Origin of the sequence: Marinomonas sp. UCMA 3892 (genome assembly GCF_012726345.1) — a bacterium.
Taxonomy (GTDB): Bacteria; Pseudomonadota; Gammaproteobacteria; order Pseudomonadales; family Marinomonadaceae; genus Marinomonas.
The window spans coordinates 1-18,916 of record NZ_PTXN01000027.1 but is presented as its reverse complement, the minus strand read 5'-3'; the positions used below and the strand labels follow the sequence as shown (position 1 = coordinate 18,916).

The 18,916-nt window shown below is 41.7% G+C and carries 17 protein-coding genes; 11 read left to right on the top strand and 6 right to left on the bottom strand.

What is annotated here, in order from left to right; all coding sequences use genetic code 11:
- The first annotated feature begins 96 nt into the window (after positions 1–96).
- Positions 97–2,451: a fatty acid cis/trans isomerase gene (locus B6N13_RS22360; RefSeq protein WP_169460659.1), complete on the top strand. Its 2,355-nt coding sequence runs from the start codon at positions 97–99 to the stop codon at positions 2,449–2,451.
- Positions 2,452–2,641: 190 nt separating this feature from the next.
- Complete coding sequence (locus tag B6N13_RS22355; RefSeq protein WP_157035952.1) at positions 2,642–3,625, top strand: LLM class flavin-dependent oxidoreductase; 984 nt, start codon at positions 2,642–2,644, stop codon at positions 3,623–3,625.
- 86 nt (positions 3,626–3,711) lie between these two features.
- Here B6N13_RS22355 and B6N13_RS22350 read toward each other — a convergent pair whose 3' ends face one another.
- Together B6N13_RS22350 and B6N13_RS22345 are read right to left on the bottom strand one after the other, a co-directional pair.
- Positions 3,712–4,638 carry a lysophospholipid acyltransferase family protein gene (locus B6N13_RS22350; protein ID WP_012069402.1) on the bottom strand — a complete coding sequence of 309 codons (927 nt, stop codon included), beginning with the start codon at positions 4,636–4,638 and terminating at the stop codon, positions 3,712–3,714.
- Positions 4,631–5,341 carry a 3-deoxy-D-manno-octulosonic acid kinase gene (locus B6N13_RS22345; protein ID WP_012069403.1) on the bottom strand — a complete coding sequence of 237 codons (711 nt, stop codon included), beginning with the start codon at positions 5,339–5,341 and terminating at the stop codon, positions 4,631–4,633. Before B6N13_RS22345 ends, B6N13_RS22350 begins: the two co-directional genes overlap by 8 nt.
- 107 nt (positions 5,342–5,448) lie before the next feature.
- Between B6N13_RS22345 and B6N13_RS22340 the strand changes: the two genes are divergently transcribed.
- Entirely contained in the window at positions 5,449–6,459 is a 1,011-nt protein-coding gene (locus tag B6N13_RS22340) for a glycosyltransferase family 9 protein (protein ID WP_169460658.1), read from the top strand.
- Positions 6,460–6,477: 18 nt separating this feature from the next.
- Here B6N13_RS22340 and B6N13_RS22335 read toward each other — a convergent pair whose 3' ends face one another.
- Positions 6,478–7,437 carry a hypothetical protein gene (locus B6N13_RS22335; RefSeq protein ID WP_169460657.1) on the bottom strand — a complete coding sequence of 320 codons (960 nt, stop codon included), beginning with the start codon at positions 7,435–7,437 and terminating at the stop codon, positions 6,478–6,480.
- A 176-nt stretch (positions 7,438–7,613) separates the two neighbouring features.
- Here B6N13_RS22335 and B6N13_RS22330 point away from each other — a divergent pair, with 176 nt between their 5' ends.
- From B6N13_RS22330 to B6N13_RS22315, 4 genes are all read left to right on the top strand, one after another.
- Positions 7,614–8,159: a DUF1285 domain-containing protein gene (locus B6N13_RS22330; protein ID WP_012069406.1), complete on the top strand. Its 546-nt coding sequence runs from the start codon at positions 7,614–7,616 to the stop codon at positions 8,157–8,159.
- A gap of 86 nt (positions 8,160–8,245) precedes the next feature.
- Complete coding sequence (locus tag B6N13_RS22325; protein ID WP_169460656.1) at positions 8,246–9,592, top strand: DEAD/DEAH box helicase; 1,347 nt, start codon at positions 8,246–8,248, stop codon at positions 9,590–9,592.
- A 159-nt stretch (positions 9,593–9,751) separates the two neighbouring features.
- Positions 9,752–10,687, top strand: a complete 936-nt coding sequence (gene gcvA, locus B6N13_RS22320; RefSeq protein WP_348981564.1) for a transcriptional regulator GcvA — start codon at positions 9,752–9,754, stop codon at positions 10,685–10,687.
- Between the two features lie 48 nt (positions 10,688–10,735).
- Complete coding sequence (locus B6N13_RS22315; RefSeq protein WP_048814270.1) at positions 10,736–11,026, top strand: pyrimidine/purine nucleoside phosphorylase; 291 nt, start codon at positions 10,736–10,738, stop codon at positions 11,024–11,026.
- 77 nt (positions 11,027–11,103) lie between these two features.
- Here the strand turns inward: B6N13_RS22315 and B6N13_RS22310 are convergent, their stop codons facing one another.
- Both B6N13_RS22310 and gloB read right to left on the bottom strand, forming a co-directional pair.
- Positions 11,104–12,750 carry a LysM peptidoglycan-binding domain-containing protein gene (locus B6N13_RS22310; protein ID WP_012069410.1) on the bottom strand — a complete coding sequence of 549 codons (1,647 nt, stop codon included), beginning with the start codon at positions 12,748–12,750 and terminating at the stop codon, positions 11,104–11,106.
- A gap of 54 nt (positions 12,751–12,804) precedes the next feature.
- The gene (gloB, locus tag B6N13_RS22305; protein ID WP_169460655.1) at positions 12,805–13,578 is read right to left on the bottom strand and encodes a hydroxyacylglutathione hydrolase; all 774 of its coding nucleotides are present in this window, start codon (positions 13,576–13,578) and stop codon (positions 12,805–12,807) included.
- Between the two features lie 100 nt (positions 13,579–13,678).
- Between gloB and B6N13_RS22300 the strand changes: the two genes are divergently transcribed.
- The 3 genes from B6N13_RS22300 to dnaQ are packed head-to-tail and all read left to right on the top strand — an operon-like array spanning position 13,679 to position 15,569.
- Positions 13,679–14,419 carry a methyltransferase domain-containing protein gene (locus B6N13_RS22300; protein WP_012069412.1) on the top strand — a complete coding sequence of 247 codons (741 nt, stop codon included), beginning with the start codon at positions 13,679–13,681 and terminating at the stop codon, positions 14,417–14,419.
- Between the two features lie 11 nt (positions 14,420–14,430).
- Positions 14,431–14,859 (top strand): ribonuclease HI, encoded by a 429-nt coding sequence (gene rnhA, locus B6N13_RS22295; RefSeq protein ID WP_169460666.1) that lies wholly within the window; start codon positions 14,431–14,433, stop codon positions 14,857–14,859.
- Positions 14,856–15,569, top strand: coding sequence for a DNA polymerase III subunit epsilon (gene dnaQ, locus B6N13_RS22290; protein WP_012069414.1), 714 nt, complete (start codon positions 14,856–14,858; stop codon positions 15,567–15,569). The genes rnhA and dnaQ overlap by 4 nt, the downstream gene beginning before the upstream one ends.
- A 93-nt stretch (positions 15,570–15,662) precedes the next feature.
- On the opposite strand, the gene nhaB is transcribed toward dnaQ, so the two are convergent.
- A complete protein-coding gene (gene nhaB / locus B6N13_RS22285) occupies positions 15,663–17,165 on the bottom strand; it encodes a sodium/proton antiporter NhaB (protein WP_012069415.1) in 1,503 nt (500 codons plus the stop codon).
- Between the two features lie 180 nt (positions 17,166–17,345).
- Between nhaB and sohB the strand changes: the two genes are divergently transcribed.
- Positions 17,346–18,386: a protease SohB gene (gene sohB, locus B6N13_RS22280; protein WP_048814271.1), complete on the top strand. Its 1,041-nt coding sequence runs from the start codon at positions 17,346–17,348 to the stop codon at positions 18,384–18,386.
- Positions 18,387–18,916: the final 530 nt, after the last annotated feature.

Here is an 18,916-nt window from a genome sequence, read left to right as displayed (position 1 = left end):
AATTGTTTTATTAAGTCTGGCCAGCAGTGATCTTGTAGAAATATGAGCATGAAGCGCTTTGCGAATAAGATAAAATGGAAAATGAGGAACCTTTTTATGTCTCGGTGGCTAACCCTTCTTTGTTCGCTATTGTTGATTTCTGGCTGTGCAGCTTATGCGACACATCAATTTGATAGCGTTTTTGGGGCGCAACATCCAGCGAATCGTGTTAGTGATGTTAGTGAGGAAGATAGTAAGTTTTATAATGATCAAGTACGGCCTATTTTAGATAGTCGCTGTGTTTCTTGTCATGCTTGTTACGACGCACCTTGTCAATTGAAATTTACTGCTTCTGATGGTATCGAGCGAGGTGGGTCAAAAGAGCTTGTTTACGATGGTACTCGTTTATTGGCAGCCTCCCCAACACGATTATTTATTGATGCCAAAACGACCGATGAGTGGCGATTAAAAGGCTTTCACCCTGTTTTGAACGAGCGGGAGCAATCTCCTGCGGCGAATTTACAAGGCAGTTTATTGTATCGAGCGATAGCGCTGCGCAGAAAACAAGGTGATTTCACTCAGCCTGTTTTACCTGATAGCTATGATTTTTCACTTGCCCGTGATCAACAGTGTGTCAGTATCGAAGAATATCGTCAATTTGAGGAAGACTATCCAAATTGGGGTATGCCTTATGGTCTTCCAGCTCTTAGTGCGGATGAATATGATGTATTGACTCGTTGGTTAGCGAAAGGTGGCAAAATGCCTGATGCTAAGCCTTTGCCTATTAAGCTGCAGCAGCAAGTCGCTTTGTGGGAGTCACGGTTAAATGGTGATGATCTGAAAGGGCGCTTAGTTTCTCGCTATATATATGAACATCTTTATTTGTATAGTCTTTATTTGGGTGATGGGGAGGAATTTCGCTTTCAGTTAGTGCGTTCCAAAACACCACCAGGTGAACCAATTGATCGTATTGCCACGCGTCGCCCTTATGACCCACCTGGCGTAGATCGTGTTTATTATCGTCTCTGGGCTGATCCAGAAGTCAAAGTTCAAAAAAATCATATTCCTATGCAGCTGGACGAAGCGAGATATGCCCGCTGGCAGTCTTATTTTTATGCAGATGATTACGAAGTAACAAGAGATCCTGGGTATGCTCCTGAGGTCGCGACGAACCCTTTTAAAGCATTCCGTGAGATTCCTGCTCATGGGCGTTACCGTTTCTTACTAGACCATTCGCAAAAAACGATTATGTCATTTATTAAAGGTCCTGTTTGTCGCGGGCAAGTTGCGGTAAATGTGATTAATGAACAGTTCTGGGTGTATTTTATTGACCCAGAGGTGGTTTATAACAAGGGTTCCGCTGATTATTTGGAGGATCAAGTACAGAATTTAGATTTGCCTGCTATTGGATCAAGTAATACGTTATCACCGACCTCATGGATAACTTTCTCTGAGCAGCAGAAGTCTTATTTGTCGGCGAAAGCGGCGTTAATTGAAAAAGAAGTTGGAGTTGGTGGTAAGGTTCCTTTGGATTTAAGTTTAATTTGGGATGGTGATGGCAGTAATGATAATGCTGCGTTAACCATTTTTCGCCATTTTGATAATGCATCGGTAGTGAAGGGGATGGTGGGTCAGCATCCTAAAACCGCTTGGGTGATTGATTATCCATTATTAGAGCGTATTCATTATTTATTGGTGGCGGGGTTTGATGTGTATGGCAATGTGGGTCATCAATTGGTAACCCGTTTGTACATGGATTTTTTAAGAATGGAAGGGGAGATGAATTTTTTGCTCTTACTTCCTAAAGAAGATAGAGAGTCAGTCCGAAAGTATTGGTATCGAGATGCGAATCAAACAATTAAAAATTATATTTTTAGTGACTATATAAAAGTAAATCGTCAAACCCAGATCGATTATGAGACGGATGACCACCAGTCAGAGTTGTATGAAAAACTTCGACAGAAGTTAGCCGCAGTACTAGATCATAGCTATGATTTAGAACGAAGTAAGCTAACGGCTAAGCAGCGTAAGGCTTTGTATGAGCTTCAAGCGGTACGTGGAGGTGGATTAGTTTATTTACCGAATGTTGCAACTATATTGGTGACTCAGCAAGGAGTGCCACTGGAAGTTATTAGTTTGATTCATAATAAAGCCCACGCCAATATCTCAAGTTTATTAGATGAAGAAGCTGCGCGTCTGCCCGATGAAGATGGTGTGACTTTGGTGAAGGGGGTCTTGGGGGATTACCCGAATGTACTAATGCAAGTGGAAGAAAGTGAGTTGATAGATTGGGCCGATCAAGTCGGGAATCTTAAGACAAGAGAGGATTATACGGTTCTTTTAGATAGCTTTGGGATACGAAGAACTCACCCTAATTTTTGGTTTGTTAGCGATGCAATTGGCAATCTAAATAAGCTGGATCGCCCAAGAGAAAGTGGAATTCTTGATTATAACCGTTTAGAAAATAGATAGTGGTGTTGTGAATGGATAGTGGTTTTAGCACGAGTATTGTACTTGTGCTAAATAGCATAAAGTATCAATAAGCTAATTATCCTTATAAAAGGGGGATGGACGCTTCTGCATTTAGTGCATGATTGAGTGCTTGTAACTGGCGTAGATGAGTCTTAAATAGAGGGTATATTAGTTTTATTGGATGAATATTATGGTTCCACTGTCGATACTTGATCTTGCTCCGGTTACTGAAGGTTGTTCAGTAGCAGATTCATTAGCGATGAGCCGTCGGATGGCCATCGCGGCTGAAGAATATAACTACAAGCGTTTTTGGTTGGCTGAGCATCATGGCATGGCTGGTGTCGCGAGTTCAGCTACTTCTGTTGTGCTGTCCCACCTCGGTGCAGCAACTTCAAAAATTCGCATTGGTTCTGGTGGTGTAATGTTGCCGAATCATTCCCCTCTAGTCATTGCTGAGCAGTTTGGTACTTTGGCTGAGCTCTATCCTGATCGTATCGATCTGGGGTTAGGTCGAGCGCCAGGAACCGATATGCAAACGGCAAGAGCATTACGGCGTAATATGGATGCTTCTGTGGATAGTTATCCTGACGATGTCTTAGAGTTGCAGCGTCTGCTTGGTGATGGTGATCAGGGAGTTATGGCTGTTCCTGGTCGCCATACTCATATTCCTTTATGGATGTTGGGGTCGAGTTTGTATAGTTCCCAAGTTGCAGCCGAATTTGGTTTACCGTATTCCTTTGCCTCTCATTTTGCTCCTGATCAATTAATTCAAGCGCTAACCGTTTATCGTCGTAATTTTAAAGCCTCCGAACAGCTCTCCAAACCACACACAATGGCCGGTGTAATGGCTGTTGTTGCTGATACAGATGAAGAGGCGAAATATTTATTTACTTCTGCTCAGCAACAGTTTGTGAATTTACGCCGTAGTCGAAATCTTCCTTTTGCGAGGCCTGTTGATAATATGGATGGGATCTGGTCACCGAGCGAGAAGCATATGGTTGAGCATATGTTGCAATATGCTATCGTGGGTTCAAAAGAATCTGTTGCCTTTCAGTTATCTAGCTTTATTGACATGACCAAAGTGGATGAGTTGATTATTTCCATGCCTATCCATGATTCTGAAGCAAGGCTGAAGTCATTGCGTTTGATGGCTGAGGTTAGGGATAGCTTGTAACTAGAGAGTGTTATGGTCTTAAAAAAGAGCAACTGAAAGTTTGAAGAATCCCCAATTGTTGGATAGCCAGCATTGGGGATTCTTTTTTATTTATCGTAAGGTGAAGGGTCACCATGTATTGGTTGTGTTTTAAATCGACGATGCGTCCAATAATATTGTTCTTTTTTAGGTTCTATAACCTTTTCCATTAATTCATTAATTCTAGTCGCGTTTTCAACATCATCTTGGCTTGGATAGTTTTCGACTTCGGTTAGCTTTAGGAGATAGCCGTTTTTTGTTCTACCGTAGTCGTAAAGTACAACTGGCGCATTGGTCATATTTGCAATGCGCCCAATGTGAGCAATAGTTGCGCATTGGTGGCCATAAAAAGGAGCGAATACAGAGTTTTTTCGTCCATAATCTTGATCAACAGCGTACCAAACCGCTTTGTTTTGCTTTAGTGATTTCAAAACTTCTCGCATATTGGTGCGCTCGATAGTTTTGGAAAAAATTGCTTTGCGTTGACGCTCCATTACCCAGTTCATCACAGGATTGGTTTGTAACTTATAAATGGGATGAGCATCTATAAAACGCGGCATTTGGCTTCCGCAAAGATCGAGAGAGGAGAAATGGCCACTAATAAGAATGCAGCCTCGCCCTTTAGCTAATACTTTATCAACTACATCTTGGCCTTCAAAAGTAATTCGTGATTGAAATTTTTTCTGGCTTTGAAACCAAGAAGAAAAGGTCTCGATTGTGCCTTTCCCCATGCTTTCAAAGTGTGCTTTGGTTAGTTTTTTTCGTTCGGCATCACTCATTTCAGGGTAGCAAATTTTTAAGTTTACATCGCATATATGTCGACGCCTTTTGGCAATAGCATATAATGCCTGTCCAAGATATTTTCCTAGGCCTTGTTGCAATGACCAAGGTAAAAAACTTAACACATAGGCTATTCCCATGGCGAACCAGCTTAGCCAATGTTTCGGCCCCATAAATTTGAAGATACTTTTATTTAATGTACTTTGTTTAGCCATGGTAACCCTCCAAAAAAGCCTGCCACTGCTTTTCAGATACATGAAAATTTGAATATTTATTGGATTCTTTAGCTATAGAGCGTTTAAGTCTATCGATATTGGATAGCATCCACTCGTGATCAGGTTTTCTTTGTTCGCATTTATCAAAATCAATAACCCAAACTTTGTGTTGATTATCTATCATAATGTTATGGCAATTTAAGTCTGAATGATAAATTCCATTATCATGAAAGCGCTTTATAACTTTACCTATTTCCTTCCAATCTATTTGATCTGACCGGTTGCTTTTTATGATGTCGAATAAATCTTCTGCATCTTTGATGGTTTCGGTCAAGAGTTCTGCCTCATAATAGCCATATTTAACGGTTAGCAAACCGCCAATTGGCTTTGGGACAGGAAGTGACAGATCGCGCATTTTTTCCAATAAATTAAGCTCAAGCCAAGGGCGTGTAAGTTCTACCCCAGTAAATAAAAAGCGGCTTTTATTAAATTTAGCGACGAATCCTCCGCGGCGATAGCGTCGAATAACGAACTGCCCAAATTGGCTGTTTACAAACCAAACTGCACCTCGGCCGCTGCCTGTGCCAGCTAATGCTTGTTGAGACTGCCAGAACTCTGGATTAAACCAAGTCGTTGAAAGAGGTAAAGTTGGGTCGCTTTTAAATAGCGTAGTGCTTAACGATATCTTGATGGTTTGTGGCATGTTACTCGCTTTATCAAGGTGTTCTTTGTAATGTCTACAAACTTGGACACATTCAAGGGTGTCTATTCTATAATACTTGCTGAGTTTAAACAGCCCTAGAGGAAGACATGCAACAAGAGAATATTCAACATCTGGCCGTGGTTCGATTATCAGCATTGGGTGACGTATGTCACGCAATGGCAGTAGTGCAGTCTATTATGAAGCGTTATCCATCTACTCAAGTTACTTGGATAACTTCTCCGCTAGAGGCAAATTTAGTGCGTTTGCTAGATGGTGTGCGAGTGGTTGTATATGACAAAAAGAGCGGTTTTTCTGGCTTGTTGGCGCTGCGTTCTCTATTGAGTAGTCAAAAATTTGATGTGTTGTTGCACTTTCAGTGGTCGTTTAGAGCGAGTGTGGTTTCTCGTCTAATTAAAGCAAAAAGACGCATTGGTTTTGCTTTGTCTCATTCTCGTGAAAAACAGCATTGGTTTGTTAATGAGTACGCGCCTGAGCCTAAAGGTGAGCACGTTCTTGATTCTTTTTTATCTATTGCCAGTGTGTTAGGTGTGTCAGAGCCTACATTGCCTTGTGAATTAACTTTGCCAGAACCAGACCTTGGCTTGCCGGATCATTATTTTGTTATTAACCCATCGGCTTCTAAGGAGGATCGTAACTGGACAGTTGAAGGTTATCAGGCTGTCATTGAGCGATTATTAGCGAAGGGGATCTGCCCGGTTATTACTGGTGGACCTTCCGATCGTGAAGTGGCCTTTGCTAAGCAAATTATTGCAAGCCGAGCTGAGCAAGTCATTAATTTGGTAGGGAAAACCCAGCTAAATGTAATGCTGGCTGTTTTAAAGGGAGCGTCGCTGGTAATTAGTCCTGACACTGGACCTGCTCACATGGCAACCCTAGTTGGAACCCCTGTTCTTGGTTTGTACGCTCATTCGAATCCGCAAAGAACTGGGCCATATCGTGATTTAGATAAAGTACAGAGTGTATACGAAGAGCTAGTGGTGAAGGAGTATCAAAAACCTGTAGCTGAGCTGCCTTGGTCAACTCGTGTGCATGACCCTAAGGCCATGCAGTACATTCGTGTTGAACAGGTTTTGGCTATGCTGGATACGCTTATTTAGCGAACCTATGTAGAAAAACTACTTAGATAGAGACTGTTCGGCAAGCTTGAGATCTAAAGTCGCCTTTAGCAGCTTGTATAGCTGAATAGAGGCGTCAATTTCTTCCTTTCTGTTGGTTAAACTTTCAATATTTAGACCAAGTGGGACGCCAAGAGGAAGTGCAGTTTCAATAATTTGTTCCAAAGCATTGCGGCAGATTTTAATGGATTCCTCTAGTGGTGCTTTAGCATCTAAAATGCGGTGCTTTGTGGCTTCCGGTACGGAAATCCCTAACCATTCCATGAACTCGAGTGTTTTTGCACTGCCACATGGTGTGAAGGTTAAAATAATGCGCTTAGGTATTTCACCCTTTTCTTTGCAGGTTCTTGCGTAGCGGCTGATCAAATCAGCGGTTGCTTGGTGGTTATAGACGGCTTGTGAAATAAAGAACTCACAGCCTGATTCTGATTTTTTCAACAGGCGTAAATGTTCATCGCCTTTTTTTGCATGACGCTCCGCAATAGTTACGCCACCAAGATTGAAGTCATGAGGTGATGCTTTTAGGGTTTCGTAAGCTTGTGGCAGTGGCAGCTTGATATCACCATGTGAAGAGGGTGAGCCGACCAGTACTAAGTCACGAATGCCGTATTGTTCCCATGCTTCGGTTAACCAGCCAGAAAACTCCTCAGAGCTACGAGAAGAGACAGACTTGTAGGTAATTACTGGCTTTTCTGATTGCTGGTGAAGGCGCTTTGACCAAGCTCGTGGGTCGTGAGTTTCCATGAAAGGAAAAGGGCGAGGCTTGTCAATGCGGCTGGTTTCGTCTTGAATGTCATAAACGATTAAGCCATCGACTTCTATATTATCAAGGCGATCAAGCAGTTTTTGGCTAATTTCTTTTAGTTGTTCTTCTTCAAGAGAGGATTTTGGTGGTGTTGTACCAATGAAATAAACGCCTCGACTAGGATCTTGAAACTTTGTTGCTAATTCCGATTTCATAATGTCACACTCTAATTAAACGAGGCAGATAGTGTCGGTAAAGGTCTGGTTCTGCATCTCGGGAATATTCGTTTGTTGGCGTTATTCTAACAGTGAAATGAATTCAAGGCTTTGTCTTGAAGGTGAATAATATTGATGATGAAGTGAGAGGCACTAATCTAATAGTGAGGTAAATTATGTCAAATATAGAACTAAAAGGCCTTTCTGAGGTGGCTTCTTCAAGTTTGCCCCCAGTTCATAATTGGAAGCCGCCTTTTTGTGGTGATATGGATATGGTGATTAAAGCGAATGGCGAGTGGTTTCATGAAGGTGGTAGGATTAAGCGCTCTGCAATGGTGACTATGTTTAGCCGAATATTGTGGTATGAAAATGGCGAGCATTTTTTAGTGACGCCTGTTGAAAAGGTTAGAATTCAAGTCGAAGATGCGGCTTTTCTTATCACTCGTTGGCAGTGGATAGAAACAGAGCGTGGTCGAGCAATAGAATTTGCAACGCAAACTGACGATGTTCTGGTACTTGGTGTTGATAGTGACCTTTGGATGGACTGGTACGAGGAAGAAGAGCGGCCTTATGTTTCAATGCGTTATGGTATGAGGGCTTTGGTAGGGCGAAATGTATTTTATGGTATTGCTGAAAGCCTTGAACAGGTCGAGACGTCCAAAGGTGTTGGTATGGGGATAATAAGTGCCGGTAAAAGCTATCTTTTAATGCAAGATGCATAACGAATTTGAGCTTGTCTAGGTTATAATGCGCGAATTAGACGTGACGCTTTGTCGACGTAGTATTTTAGTTTTGAAGGGGTATTTGTTTGTTATTCGAAGAATTTGGTTTTGATAATCGCATTTTAAAGTCCATTGGCCACTTGGGGTTTGATGAGGCAACTGAGATTCAAGCTCGTGCCATTCCAGAAGCAATGGCTGGTAGAGACTTGTTGGCGTCGTCAAAAACGGGTTCGGGAAAAACACTTGCCTATCTTTTGCCTGCGTTGCATCGAGTTTACAAGAAAAAAGCTTTGTCTAAACGTGATCCGCGAGTAGTAATTTTGGTGCCAACTCGCGAATTGGCAAAACAGGTTTTTGGTCAACTGCGTCTTTTGTTAGCGGCTAGCCGTTTTACTTCGATTCTCATTCAAGGCGGCGAGAATTTTAATGATCAACATAAATCTTTGCAAAAAGATCCGCACTTTATTGTGGCAACACCGGGTCGTTTGGTTGACCACTTAAAGCAACGTCATGTTTTTCTGGAAGGGTTGGAGCTGCTTATTTTGGATGAAGCTGATCGTATGTTGGATTTAGGCTTTGCAGATGCCATGCGAGCTATTAATTCGGCAGCAAGCCATCGTCAGCGTCAAACTTTATTCTTTTCTGCGACGCTCGATAATACAGAAATCAGCGAAATCGCTGGTGAGCTATTACGAGAGCCTTCCCGTGTTGCTATTGGTCAAGGTTTTGATGAACACACAGATATTTCTCAGCATGTTTTGCTTTGTGATCATCTAGATCATAAAGAAGCTCTATTAAAACACTTGTTAGTGGGACAAACTATTAAACAAGCTATTGTCTTTACTGCAACGAAAAGCGATACGGTGCGTTTATCTGAGATCATTGCTGGTTGGGGGTTAAGTACTCAAGCTTTGAACGGTAACTTATCTCAAAGCGCTCGTAATAAAACCATGGAAAGCTTTGCGAAAGGACAGTTTGATGTATTGGTAAGTACAGATGTTGCTTCACGTGGCTTGGATATTGCTAGTGTGTCTCATGTCTTTAACTTTGATTTGCCAAAGCAAGCTGAAGAATTTGTACATCGAACGGGTCGTACTGGCCGCGCTGGTTTTAAAGGTGATGCTTATTCTTTGGTTGGCCCGAAAGACTGGGTGAACTTCAAAGCGATAGAGGTCTTCTTACAAAAGACATTTACAACAGAATCTATTGAAGGGCTTGAAGCGAAGTTTAAAGGTTTGCTTCCTCCTAAGCCTGCTCGTCAAGAAACTAAAAAAGGCAGCACGAAAGCTCCAACTAAGGCGTCTAAGAAGACAAATAAGAAGCCGGTAGGTAAGGCGCGTTTCCATGACAACCAACAAGACGGCTTTGATGCGTTTAAATTGCCACCTAAGCGTTTTGTTACGCCAGATAATGTTGGCGATGAAGATGAGTAGTCGCAGATAGTTTTTCGTTAATTTATCCAAAGAGTTAGATTTTATTAATTGACAGGTGAGCTATATTCACGATATTGATTAAGTAAGGTGCAAATTGGTCTTTTATTAAGTCTCAGTCTTTCAGAAAAATTGTAAGGTGAGTCGTGACTTCGAAGGAATGTGCCTTCATTTACTTTCTTATCTATTGGAGATGAGCTTATTAATCGTTTACCCCCATTAAATTCATTAAAGTGTTTTGAGTCTGCTGCTCGTCATGGCAGTTTCAATAAAGCAGCCAAGGAATTGTCTGTAACGCCTTCTGCGATTAGTCATCAAATCAAAGGTCTAGAAAGCTTTCTAGGCCTTGAATTGTTTCGCCGTACTAAACGTAAAGTGATCTTAACGGAAGCTGGGGAGTCTTATCTAAAGCCAATAAAAAGCATTTTTGAGCAATTGGAAAGTGCTACTTCAGAGCTTAAGAGTAAGCAAAAATCTGGCTCACTTCGGTTAGCTGTCGCGCCAGCTTTTCTGACTCGCTGGCTAATGCCAAGGATGGAGCGTTTCCAAGAGCGCTATCCTGATATTCAGATCGAAATAAGTTCGTCGACGGGGTTAATTGATTTTTCTGCCAATGACATAGATATGGCCGTATATTTTGGTAGCGGAGATTGGGATGATGTTGAAGCATATTATTTGCGTCCAGCCCGACTTGCTCCAGTCTGTAATCCTCGTTTGATTAAGCCAGAGCAGCCTATTGTTAAGCCTGAAGATATGCGTTTTTATCCGTTATTACATGTTACTAAGCGAAAAGATGAGTGGCATGACTGGTTGCAGCAGCATGATCTTGATCCTAAGTTATTCCGCCGCGGTTTGATGTTTTCCAGTGGCTCGCTTACTGCGGGGGCAGCTGCTCAAGGTTTGGGTATTTCATTAACCGATCCTGAGCTGATCATGCCAGAGATAGAAGCTGCTACTCTGAAGGTTTTATTCGATCAGCATTTGATTACTAATCGGTCTTTTTACTTGGTTTATGAAAAACGCCGTTCCGTAACCTCTGCTATGTCGGCCTTTAAAGAATGGATAATTGAAGAAATGGTTGGCAATAAGAATGCCTAGATGTATTTTGAGCTGAGAATTTTTAAAAACACAAATGAGAACTTGTATATGAGTACAGCGTTAAAGGTAAATAGCTATTTTAATGATCAGGTGAAATCTATTGCATTGAATAATGCGGAAGGGACGTCAACAGTTGGTGTTATGGCGGTTGGCGAGTATGAGTTTGGTACGAGTCAGCGTGAGTATATGACGGTTGTTTCTGGTACTTTAACTGTTAAGTTGCCTAATGAAGATGATTGGAAAATCTTTGTTAAAGGCGATACTTTTATTGTTGAGGCGAACCAAACTTTCCAATTAAAAGTAACTGAAATGACAGCTTACCTTTGTCGTTACGAGTGATATTGCCGTATTAGAGTTATGATGTGCGAGTTATAAAAAAGGGCTGAATTTCAGCCCTTTTTATTGGGTCTAATTACTTATCCACCGACTACGTTGACGAGCAGGGTGACTTTATCTCCCGGCTGAACGTATTTCTTACTGCCAACCTTTGGATTCCAATCCCGAATATCATTCACGGATACATTGAATTTATTAGCAACGACAGCCAGAGATTCACCAGAGCGAATAGTGTAGACCACTTTTTTCATTACGCTTCGAGTACTGTTTTCTGACTGCTTAGGTTCTAACCACACAACGAGTTTTTTGCCCGGAATCAATGGATCTGCAAGCCCCATATTGTTCCATCGAGCTAGCGTCTTGCTGTCTGTGCCGTATTTATTTGAAATTAACCATAAGCTGTCGCCAGAATTAACTGTGTAGTTTATTTTTATGCGGTTACGGTTTGGTGCATGAGATTGTTTGGCTAATAAGCGCTGATGCGAGCTTAATGTGTAGCTTTCTATGTCATTGCCAGCAACAGGAATCATTAGCTCTTGTCCAACACGAATCATAGTCGAAGATATTTTATTCACGTCCTGTAGGACATTGACAGTGGTGTTGTGCTGTTTTGCAACGAGAAGCAGGTTGTCACCAGCTTTTACGGTGTAACGAACCCAAGTAACGCGCTCTTTGCTAGGGATCTCTGCGAGTTTGGTTCTAAATTGTTTTGCTTTGGATACGGGCATTAGTAAGCGGTGTGGCCCATCTGGTGAAGTTGCCCACTGGTTGAAGCCAGGATTTAGTAAATAGACTTCATCAATGCTCACATTCGCCATTTCCGCTGCTTGGGCTAGATCGAGTTGTCCACCGATATTGACAATATCGAAATACGGCTTATTAGGTATGAAGTAAGTTGAGTAATTATATTTTTCAGGGTTTTTGATGATTTTTGCTAGGGCAATCAGTTTCGGAACATAAGCTCGTGTTTCTTTAGGGAGGTCTAAAGACCAAAAATCAGTTGGTTTGCCCGCTTTCTTGTTTTTTCTGATTGCTCTTAGTACTGTCCCTTCACCAGAGTTATAAGATGCAAGCGCATGCAGCCAATCGCCATCGAACATTTTATGCAGTCGAGTTAAGTAAGCAATAGCGGCTTGCGTTGAGCCAATAATGTCACGACGACCGTCATACCACCATGTTTGGTCTAAACCATACATCTGCCCGGTAGAGGGGATGAACTGCCAAGGACCAGAGGCGCGACCATGACTGTAACCAAAAGGATCGAAACCACTTTCGACGATGGGTAATAACGCTATTTCGGTCGGTATACCTGCTTTTTCTAGCTCTTCGACAATATAGTATAAGTAGCGCTCACCGCGTTTTGATACTCTGTCTAGGTACGAAGGGTGAGAGCTAAACCAGCGTAATTGAGAAGACAGTCGTGGCCTGTCTATGTCTAGGTCTAATTGAAATCCTGTACGAACTCTTTCCCAGATATCTTCAGGTGCTTTTGGCTTGCTGGTCGCTATAAGGGGTTCTTCAGTGGTCGCTGTGTCTTCCGTTGCAGAGTCAATTGGTGGGACTGTGTCGATGAAGCCAAGTTGTTCAGTATCTGCTTCAACAATGTCAGTATCTTCAGCTGATTCTATTAGGTCGGCGGATGTAGTATTCCTTTCTACTTTCGAAGCGGTTTGGCACGCACTTAGTGCTAGGCTGGCGAGGCAAACCCATAAAAATTTATATATCATGTAGGTCACAAAATTGAGTAAAGTTTCGACATTTTAAGGGTGTAGCGCAATAGGTCAACTAAAACTATCTTTGGCGCGCCTCACTTGGCTGAATGCGGCAATAGGATTCTCTGCTGGAATTTCGTTAAGTTGTTGTGCTGCTTGAATTTTAAGGGCCTCTATATGGCTTCTTAAAAATGGATTAGTTTTTTTCTCGATGCTGAGTTTTGTTGGTAGGGTTGGTTTTTCTTCTGTGCGTAGTTTTTGACACGTAATATTGCTTTCTATTAGGTCCTTATTGTTGGGTTCTAGAGAAAGTGCAAAGCGGTAGTTGGCTAGAGTGTATTCGTGGGTGCCATAAATTAGCGTATCATTTGGTAAGCCTGAGATCTTTATCATAGCTGCTAGCATTTGTTCGTGTGTGCCTTCCATTATGCGGCCACAGCCACCTTTAAACAGCGTGTCACCACTTAACAAAATAGGAGTTTCTTGTTCTGAAAAATAACACAAATGATCAAGAGTGTGCCCTGGTGTCGCTATGACTGTAAATACTTTTGAAAAGACTAGAATTCGGTCACCATCATCAACAGGATGAGTGACGAGTTCTGTCAGGTGTTCAGGTCCATACACAGGGCAATTTGAATGCTGTTTTAGTTCAGCTACTCCGCCCGTGTGATCTTTATGGTGGTGAGTAATTAAAATGCCTGTTAAGGTCTTTTGGTATTCGTGGCAGAAGTTTAAGACGACATCTGCGTTACCTGGGTCAACAGCCCAAATACCCGAACTATCTTTATCTTGGATTATCCAGATATAATTGTCATTAAAGGCGGGAAGCGGAAAGATAGTCATAAAGTGTCTACTTTTAAAGAGTGATTGTGTTTTATATGACGCGCCAAGAAAAAATAATAAAAAGATGCAGTCATACCGTTTTAAATAGAGAATTCATTGTATGTTGGATGATCAATCAAGACAATTTTTTCAAAATTGGTACAAAAGTAACCTAGGCGATAGCCTGTTGCAATTAGAGTTGAGCGAGATAGCCTCTGAGCTTGATTCTGCAGTGGGTTACTATTTAGTTAGTCAGTCGCCTCTTAGGGATTTTGCTTTGAAGAATCATCGTTTGCGCGAAAGTATCTTAATTGCCCCTGTTTTAGAGTTTGGTGCTCCTAGTAATACTATTGTCGCTAGAGCAAGTGAGCTACCTTTTGAGGCTGATGGTGTGGATGTGCATGTGTTTCACCACACGTTAGATATTTCTGCCACACCCCATGACGATCTAAGGGAGGCAGCAAGAACCCTATTGCCAAGTGGAAAGTTGGTTATTATTGGTTTTAACCCTTGGAGTTTATGGGGGTGTCGTCGCTTATTTTCTAAGAAAATTAAAGCGCCTTGGTGTGGGCATTTTATTGCTCATCAGCGTTTAGAAGACTGGCTAAAAGTAGCTGGTTTAACATTAGAATCAAAACGTTTTGTTTTTTATGAGCCGCCACTTCAGAGTAGTAAATGGCGCTCGCGCTTTGCTTGGATTGATAAAATTCTAAGGCCTCTTAAGCTGCCATTCAGTGGTGTGTATGTGATGACGGCAACTAAACAAGTAAGACGTTTTATTCCATTAAAACCTCGTTGGTCAGGGGCTCGAGTTAGAGTGCCGCCATTGTCAAAGCCAACAGCAAAAGAGATGAAAGAGTGAAGAAGGTAATAATGTATACAGACGGTGCTTGTAAGGGTAATCCTGGCATCGGTGGTTGGGGAGCTTGGCTTACTTTTGGGGAGCATGAAAAACACTTATGTGGTGGGGAGCATGATACAACCAATAACCGAATGGAGCTTATGGGGGCAATAGAAGGTCTTCGAGCCTTGAAAGAGAAGTGCTCAGTAACACTTTATACAGACTCTTCTTATGTACAAAAGGGTATTACTGAGTGGTTAGCCGGTTGGAAGCGAAAAGGGTGGATGACAGCGTCTAAGCAGCCGGTTAAAAATAAAGACCTCTGGCAAGCTTTAGATGAACAGTGCCAGTATCATGCGGTTACTTGGAAGTGGGTAAAAGGCCATGCAGGCATAGAGGGTAACGAAATTGCCGACCAATTGGCGAATAAAGGTATTGATGAATTAAGGGCTGCATCATGAGACAGGTAGTGCTTGATACAGAAACGACAGGTATTGATCCAAAACAAGGGCATCGAATTATCGAAATCGGTTGTGTGGAAATGATTGGTCGTAAGCTGACTAATCGACATTTTCACGTTTACATCAATCCCGATAGAGAAGTGGAAGAGGAGGCCTTTCGTGTTCACGGGATCAGTAACGAATTTCTGGCTGACAAACCACGTTTTCATGAAATAGCCCAAGAGTTTTTCGATTTTATAAAAGGCGCCGAACTAATTATTCACAACGCGCCTTTTGATATTGGCTTTATGGATCATGAGTTTGCCCGTATTGGCGGTTATCCGAAAACGGCAGAGGTTTGTGGTGTTTTTGATAGTTTGGTTTATGCCCGTAAAAAGCATCCAGGGCAGAAGAATAACCTAGATATTTTGTGTAGACGTTATGGTATTGATAACTCACACCGTGAATTGCACGGCGCTCTTTTAGACTCAGAAATTCTTGCTGACGTTTATTTGTTGATGACGGGTGGGCAGACCAGTCTTGGGCTAGCAAGTAGTTCTGAATCGGAGTCAAAAGAGGAGGGTGGTGTAGAGGAGATTCGTCGCTTTTCAGCTGATCGTCCGGCGCTGAAAGTTATTAGAGCTAGCAGTGAAGAGTTAAAGCTACATGAAGAGCGATTGGATTTGATTGATAAAAAATCAGGTCAGTCTTTGTGGCGGATTAAGCATTAGTTAAGCAAGACGAATACGACGAATTTATAAAGTAATAAGCAGAAAATGCCCTCCTAAAAGAGGGCATTTTTATGTGTATTGAGTACTCGTGTCTTATAAGAAGTAGGTGACACAAAGTCCGCCGACAACACTAAGTACAACAGTATAGGGTAATGCCATCCAAACCATCTTGCCGTAAGACAGGCGCAACAGAGGGGCGATCGCAGAAGTTAGCAAAAATAGAAATGCAGCTTGTCCATTTGGTGTTGCTACACTTGGTAAGTTTGTCCCCGTGTTGATAGCAACGGCAAGCGTATTAAAATGTTCGCGGGTAATTGTGCCAGCATCAAGCGCTGCTTTTACTTCACTGATATAAACAGTTGCAACAAAGACGTTATCGCTGATTGCGGATAAAATACCGTTAGCAATAAAGAACATAATAGGCTGAGAGTCTGTTGGCATATGTAGCACAATATCAATAATTGGCTGGAATAGATGTTGCTCATGTATCACAGACACAATGGTGAAAAACACAACTAATAATGCGGTAAAAGGCAGAGCTTCTTCAAATGCGTGACCTATTTGGTGTTCATCTGTAATGCCATTGAATGCAGTGAGTAGAACAATAACCATAAGGCCAACTAAACCAACCTCAGCGATGTGGAATGCCAATGATAAGATGAGTATGATAGCAACAATGCCTTGAATGATTAATTTAGCTTTATGTTTGTTGGTCTGTTTTTGGCTCTCTTCTTTTTCGAAATTATTCAGAATGTCTCGTACTGTGTCAGGTAATTGTGCGCCATAATCAAACCATGCTGTTTTTTCTAGTATTACGACGGTTAATAAACCGCAAGCCAAAACGGGCATTGATACAGGAGCGACATAGAGGAAGAAATCAATAAAATCCCAGCCAGCTACCTTGGCGATTAATAAGTTTTGTGGTTCGCCAACGAGTGTTGATACGCCACCAAGAGCGGTACCTACAGCGCCATGCATTAATAAATCTCGTAAAAACGAGCGAAATTCATTTAGATCTTCGGTATTTATTGGCAGGATGGAGTCGTCTTTTGCGTGATCGTGGTTTTTATTAGAGCTTTGGCCTGAGGCTGCTTTGTGGTAAACCGAATAAAATCCAACGCCAACGCTTATCAGAACGGCAGTGACAGTTAACGCATCCAAAAAGGCAGAAAGTAGGGCGGCAGAAAAACTAAAAATTAATGAAATTACAATTTTAGATTTTACTCTGACTAATAGCTTATTAAAAATAAATAGCAGCATATCTTTCATAAAGTATATGCCTGCGACCATAAACATAAGCAGTAAAATGACATCGAAGTTTTTGTTTACTTCATGATAAACACCATCTGAACTGGTTAGTCCTAGTAGGACCGCCTGAATAGCAATTAACCCCCCTGGTTGCAGAGGGTAACATTTCAGAGCCATGGCGAGGGTGAATATGAATTCAATGATAAACAACCAACCAGTAACGAAAGGACCTAAAGTTACAACAGCAATTGGGTTGATGATTAAAAAAGCGATCACGACTTGTTTGTACCATAGAGGAGAAGCCCCTAAGAAGTTGTTGCCAAGTGCATGTGACAAAGTTGTCTTCATTTATTGCTCCTTGAAGGAAAGCATTAGCTAGTTTTTAAGATATTATTATATTTTTTAAGTTGGTTGATGATAAGGGATATAGAAAACAGTATCTATAGTGATTAATGACTTATAGATGTTGCTATTTATAAAAATAGCCCCACTATCTCGAGAAGTTATGATTATTTAGAGGAAGTAGTGTTGGAATTTTTAACTGATTATGTAGGTTTTTTATTAAAGTTAGTAAGTGTTGCTTTAGTTATAGGGGTTCTTTTAGCAGCTTTATCTAGTGGAAAGCGTAAATCGCAGCCTGGTAGTTTGTCTGTTACTAAGTTAAATGAAAGTTATGATGCTATGAAAGCTGAGCTAGATCAGCAATTGTTGGATAAAAAAACACTAAAGAGCTTGGCAAAAGAAAAAAAGAAAAAAGAAAAGTTAGAAAAGAAGGCGTTGAAAAAAGAGCCTAAGGAAACTGATGAAGTCGTTAAAAAGCGTCTTTATGTCTTGGATTTTGATGGTGATATAAAAGCTTCTGCAGTTGAAACGATGCGAAAAGAAATTACGGCAATTTTGAGCGTTGCTAAGCCGCAGGATGAAGTGGTTGTTCGCCTTGAAAGTGGTGGTGGTGTTGTTCATGGTTATGGTTTGGCTGCTTCTCAGTTGCAGCGCATTCGAGAAGCAAATATCCCATTAACGATTTGTGTAGATAAAGTTGCTGCCAGTGGCGGTTACATGATGGCGTGTGTCGCAGATAAAATTATTGCAGCACCATTTGCGATTCTTGGTTCGATTGGTGTGGTTGCGCAAGTTCCTAACCTACATAGATTGCTTGACAAGAGTTTGATAGATGTTGAGCTACATACAGCAGGGAAATATAAGCGCACTTTGACTATGTTAGGTGAAAATACCGATGAGGGGCGAGAGAAATTTAAGCAGGATTTAGAAGATACTCATGGTTTGTTTAAGCGCTTTGTTTCGAGTCAGCGCCCACAATTGGACATTGAAGATATCGCAACTGGCGATACTTGGTATGGCTCGGAGGCAATAGAGAATAAGCTGATAGATGTTGTGATGACCAGTGATGCTTATTTGGTTTCTCATTATGAAAATGCAGAAGTAATACAAGTGACTTATAAGCAACCAAAAGGTATGGCTGAGCGTCTTGGTCTGTCATTCTTTTCGGCTTTGGAACAAAAGGCTGTATCTTGGGTTGGAAAAATAACGCAATCTCGTGGTTATTAATTAGTAATCTTGAAAAGCTACTTTGTTTTGAAAAGAATGCCATAAGAAAGCCCTTAAAAAGAGCTGTAAAAAAAGAGCGGTATGTGATGTATGCCGCTCTTTTTTTTGTTTGCCCAGCGAAGCTGGCAAACCCGTCAGGTTGTAAGAAACCTGTCTCACCCCGACTGGGGGGAAGAGAATCCGAATCGCAAGGGCGTTGCTGGCCAACGGCAGGGTCTGAAGGAAGCGATAGGAAGTTAACAGTACACAACGCAAGTGAACCTGCTTCGGCAGTTTAGGTGGGTAAGCGTGCAAAATAGCGCAAAGCCCGATACTCAGTCAGACCTAGGCTGTGTTTGAGGGTGGCATTGTTAACAGGGCGTCAGTGCAGTAACTGGGGAAGCCTGGCATCCAATCCGGTCTTGAATTGGAAGCATGCGTTCGAGGTGTGAGCCAAGGCGTGTGTTGGTGTGAGGTGGCAGATGAATCCGTAGTAGTGAGTAAAGCTCAGCCAATGAAACCCAGTAATGGTGTGGAGGAGAAAACTGAGC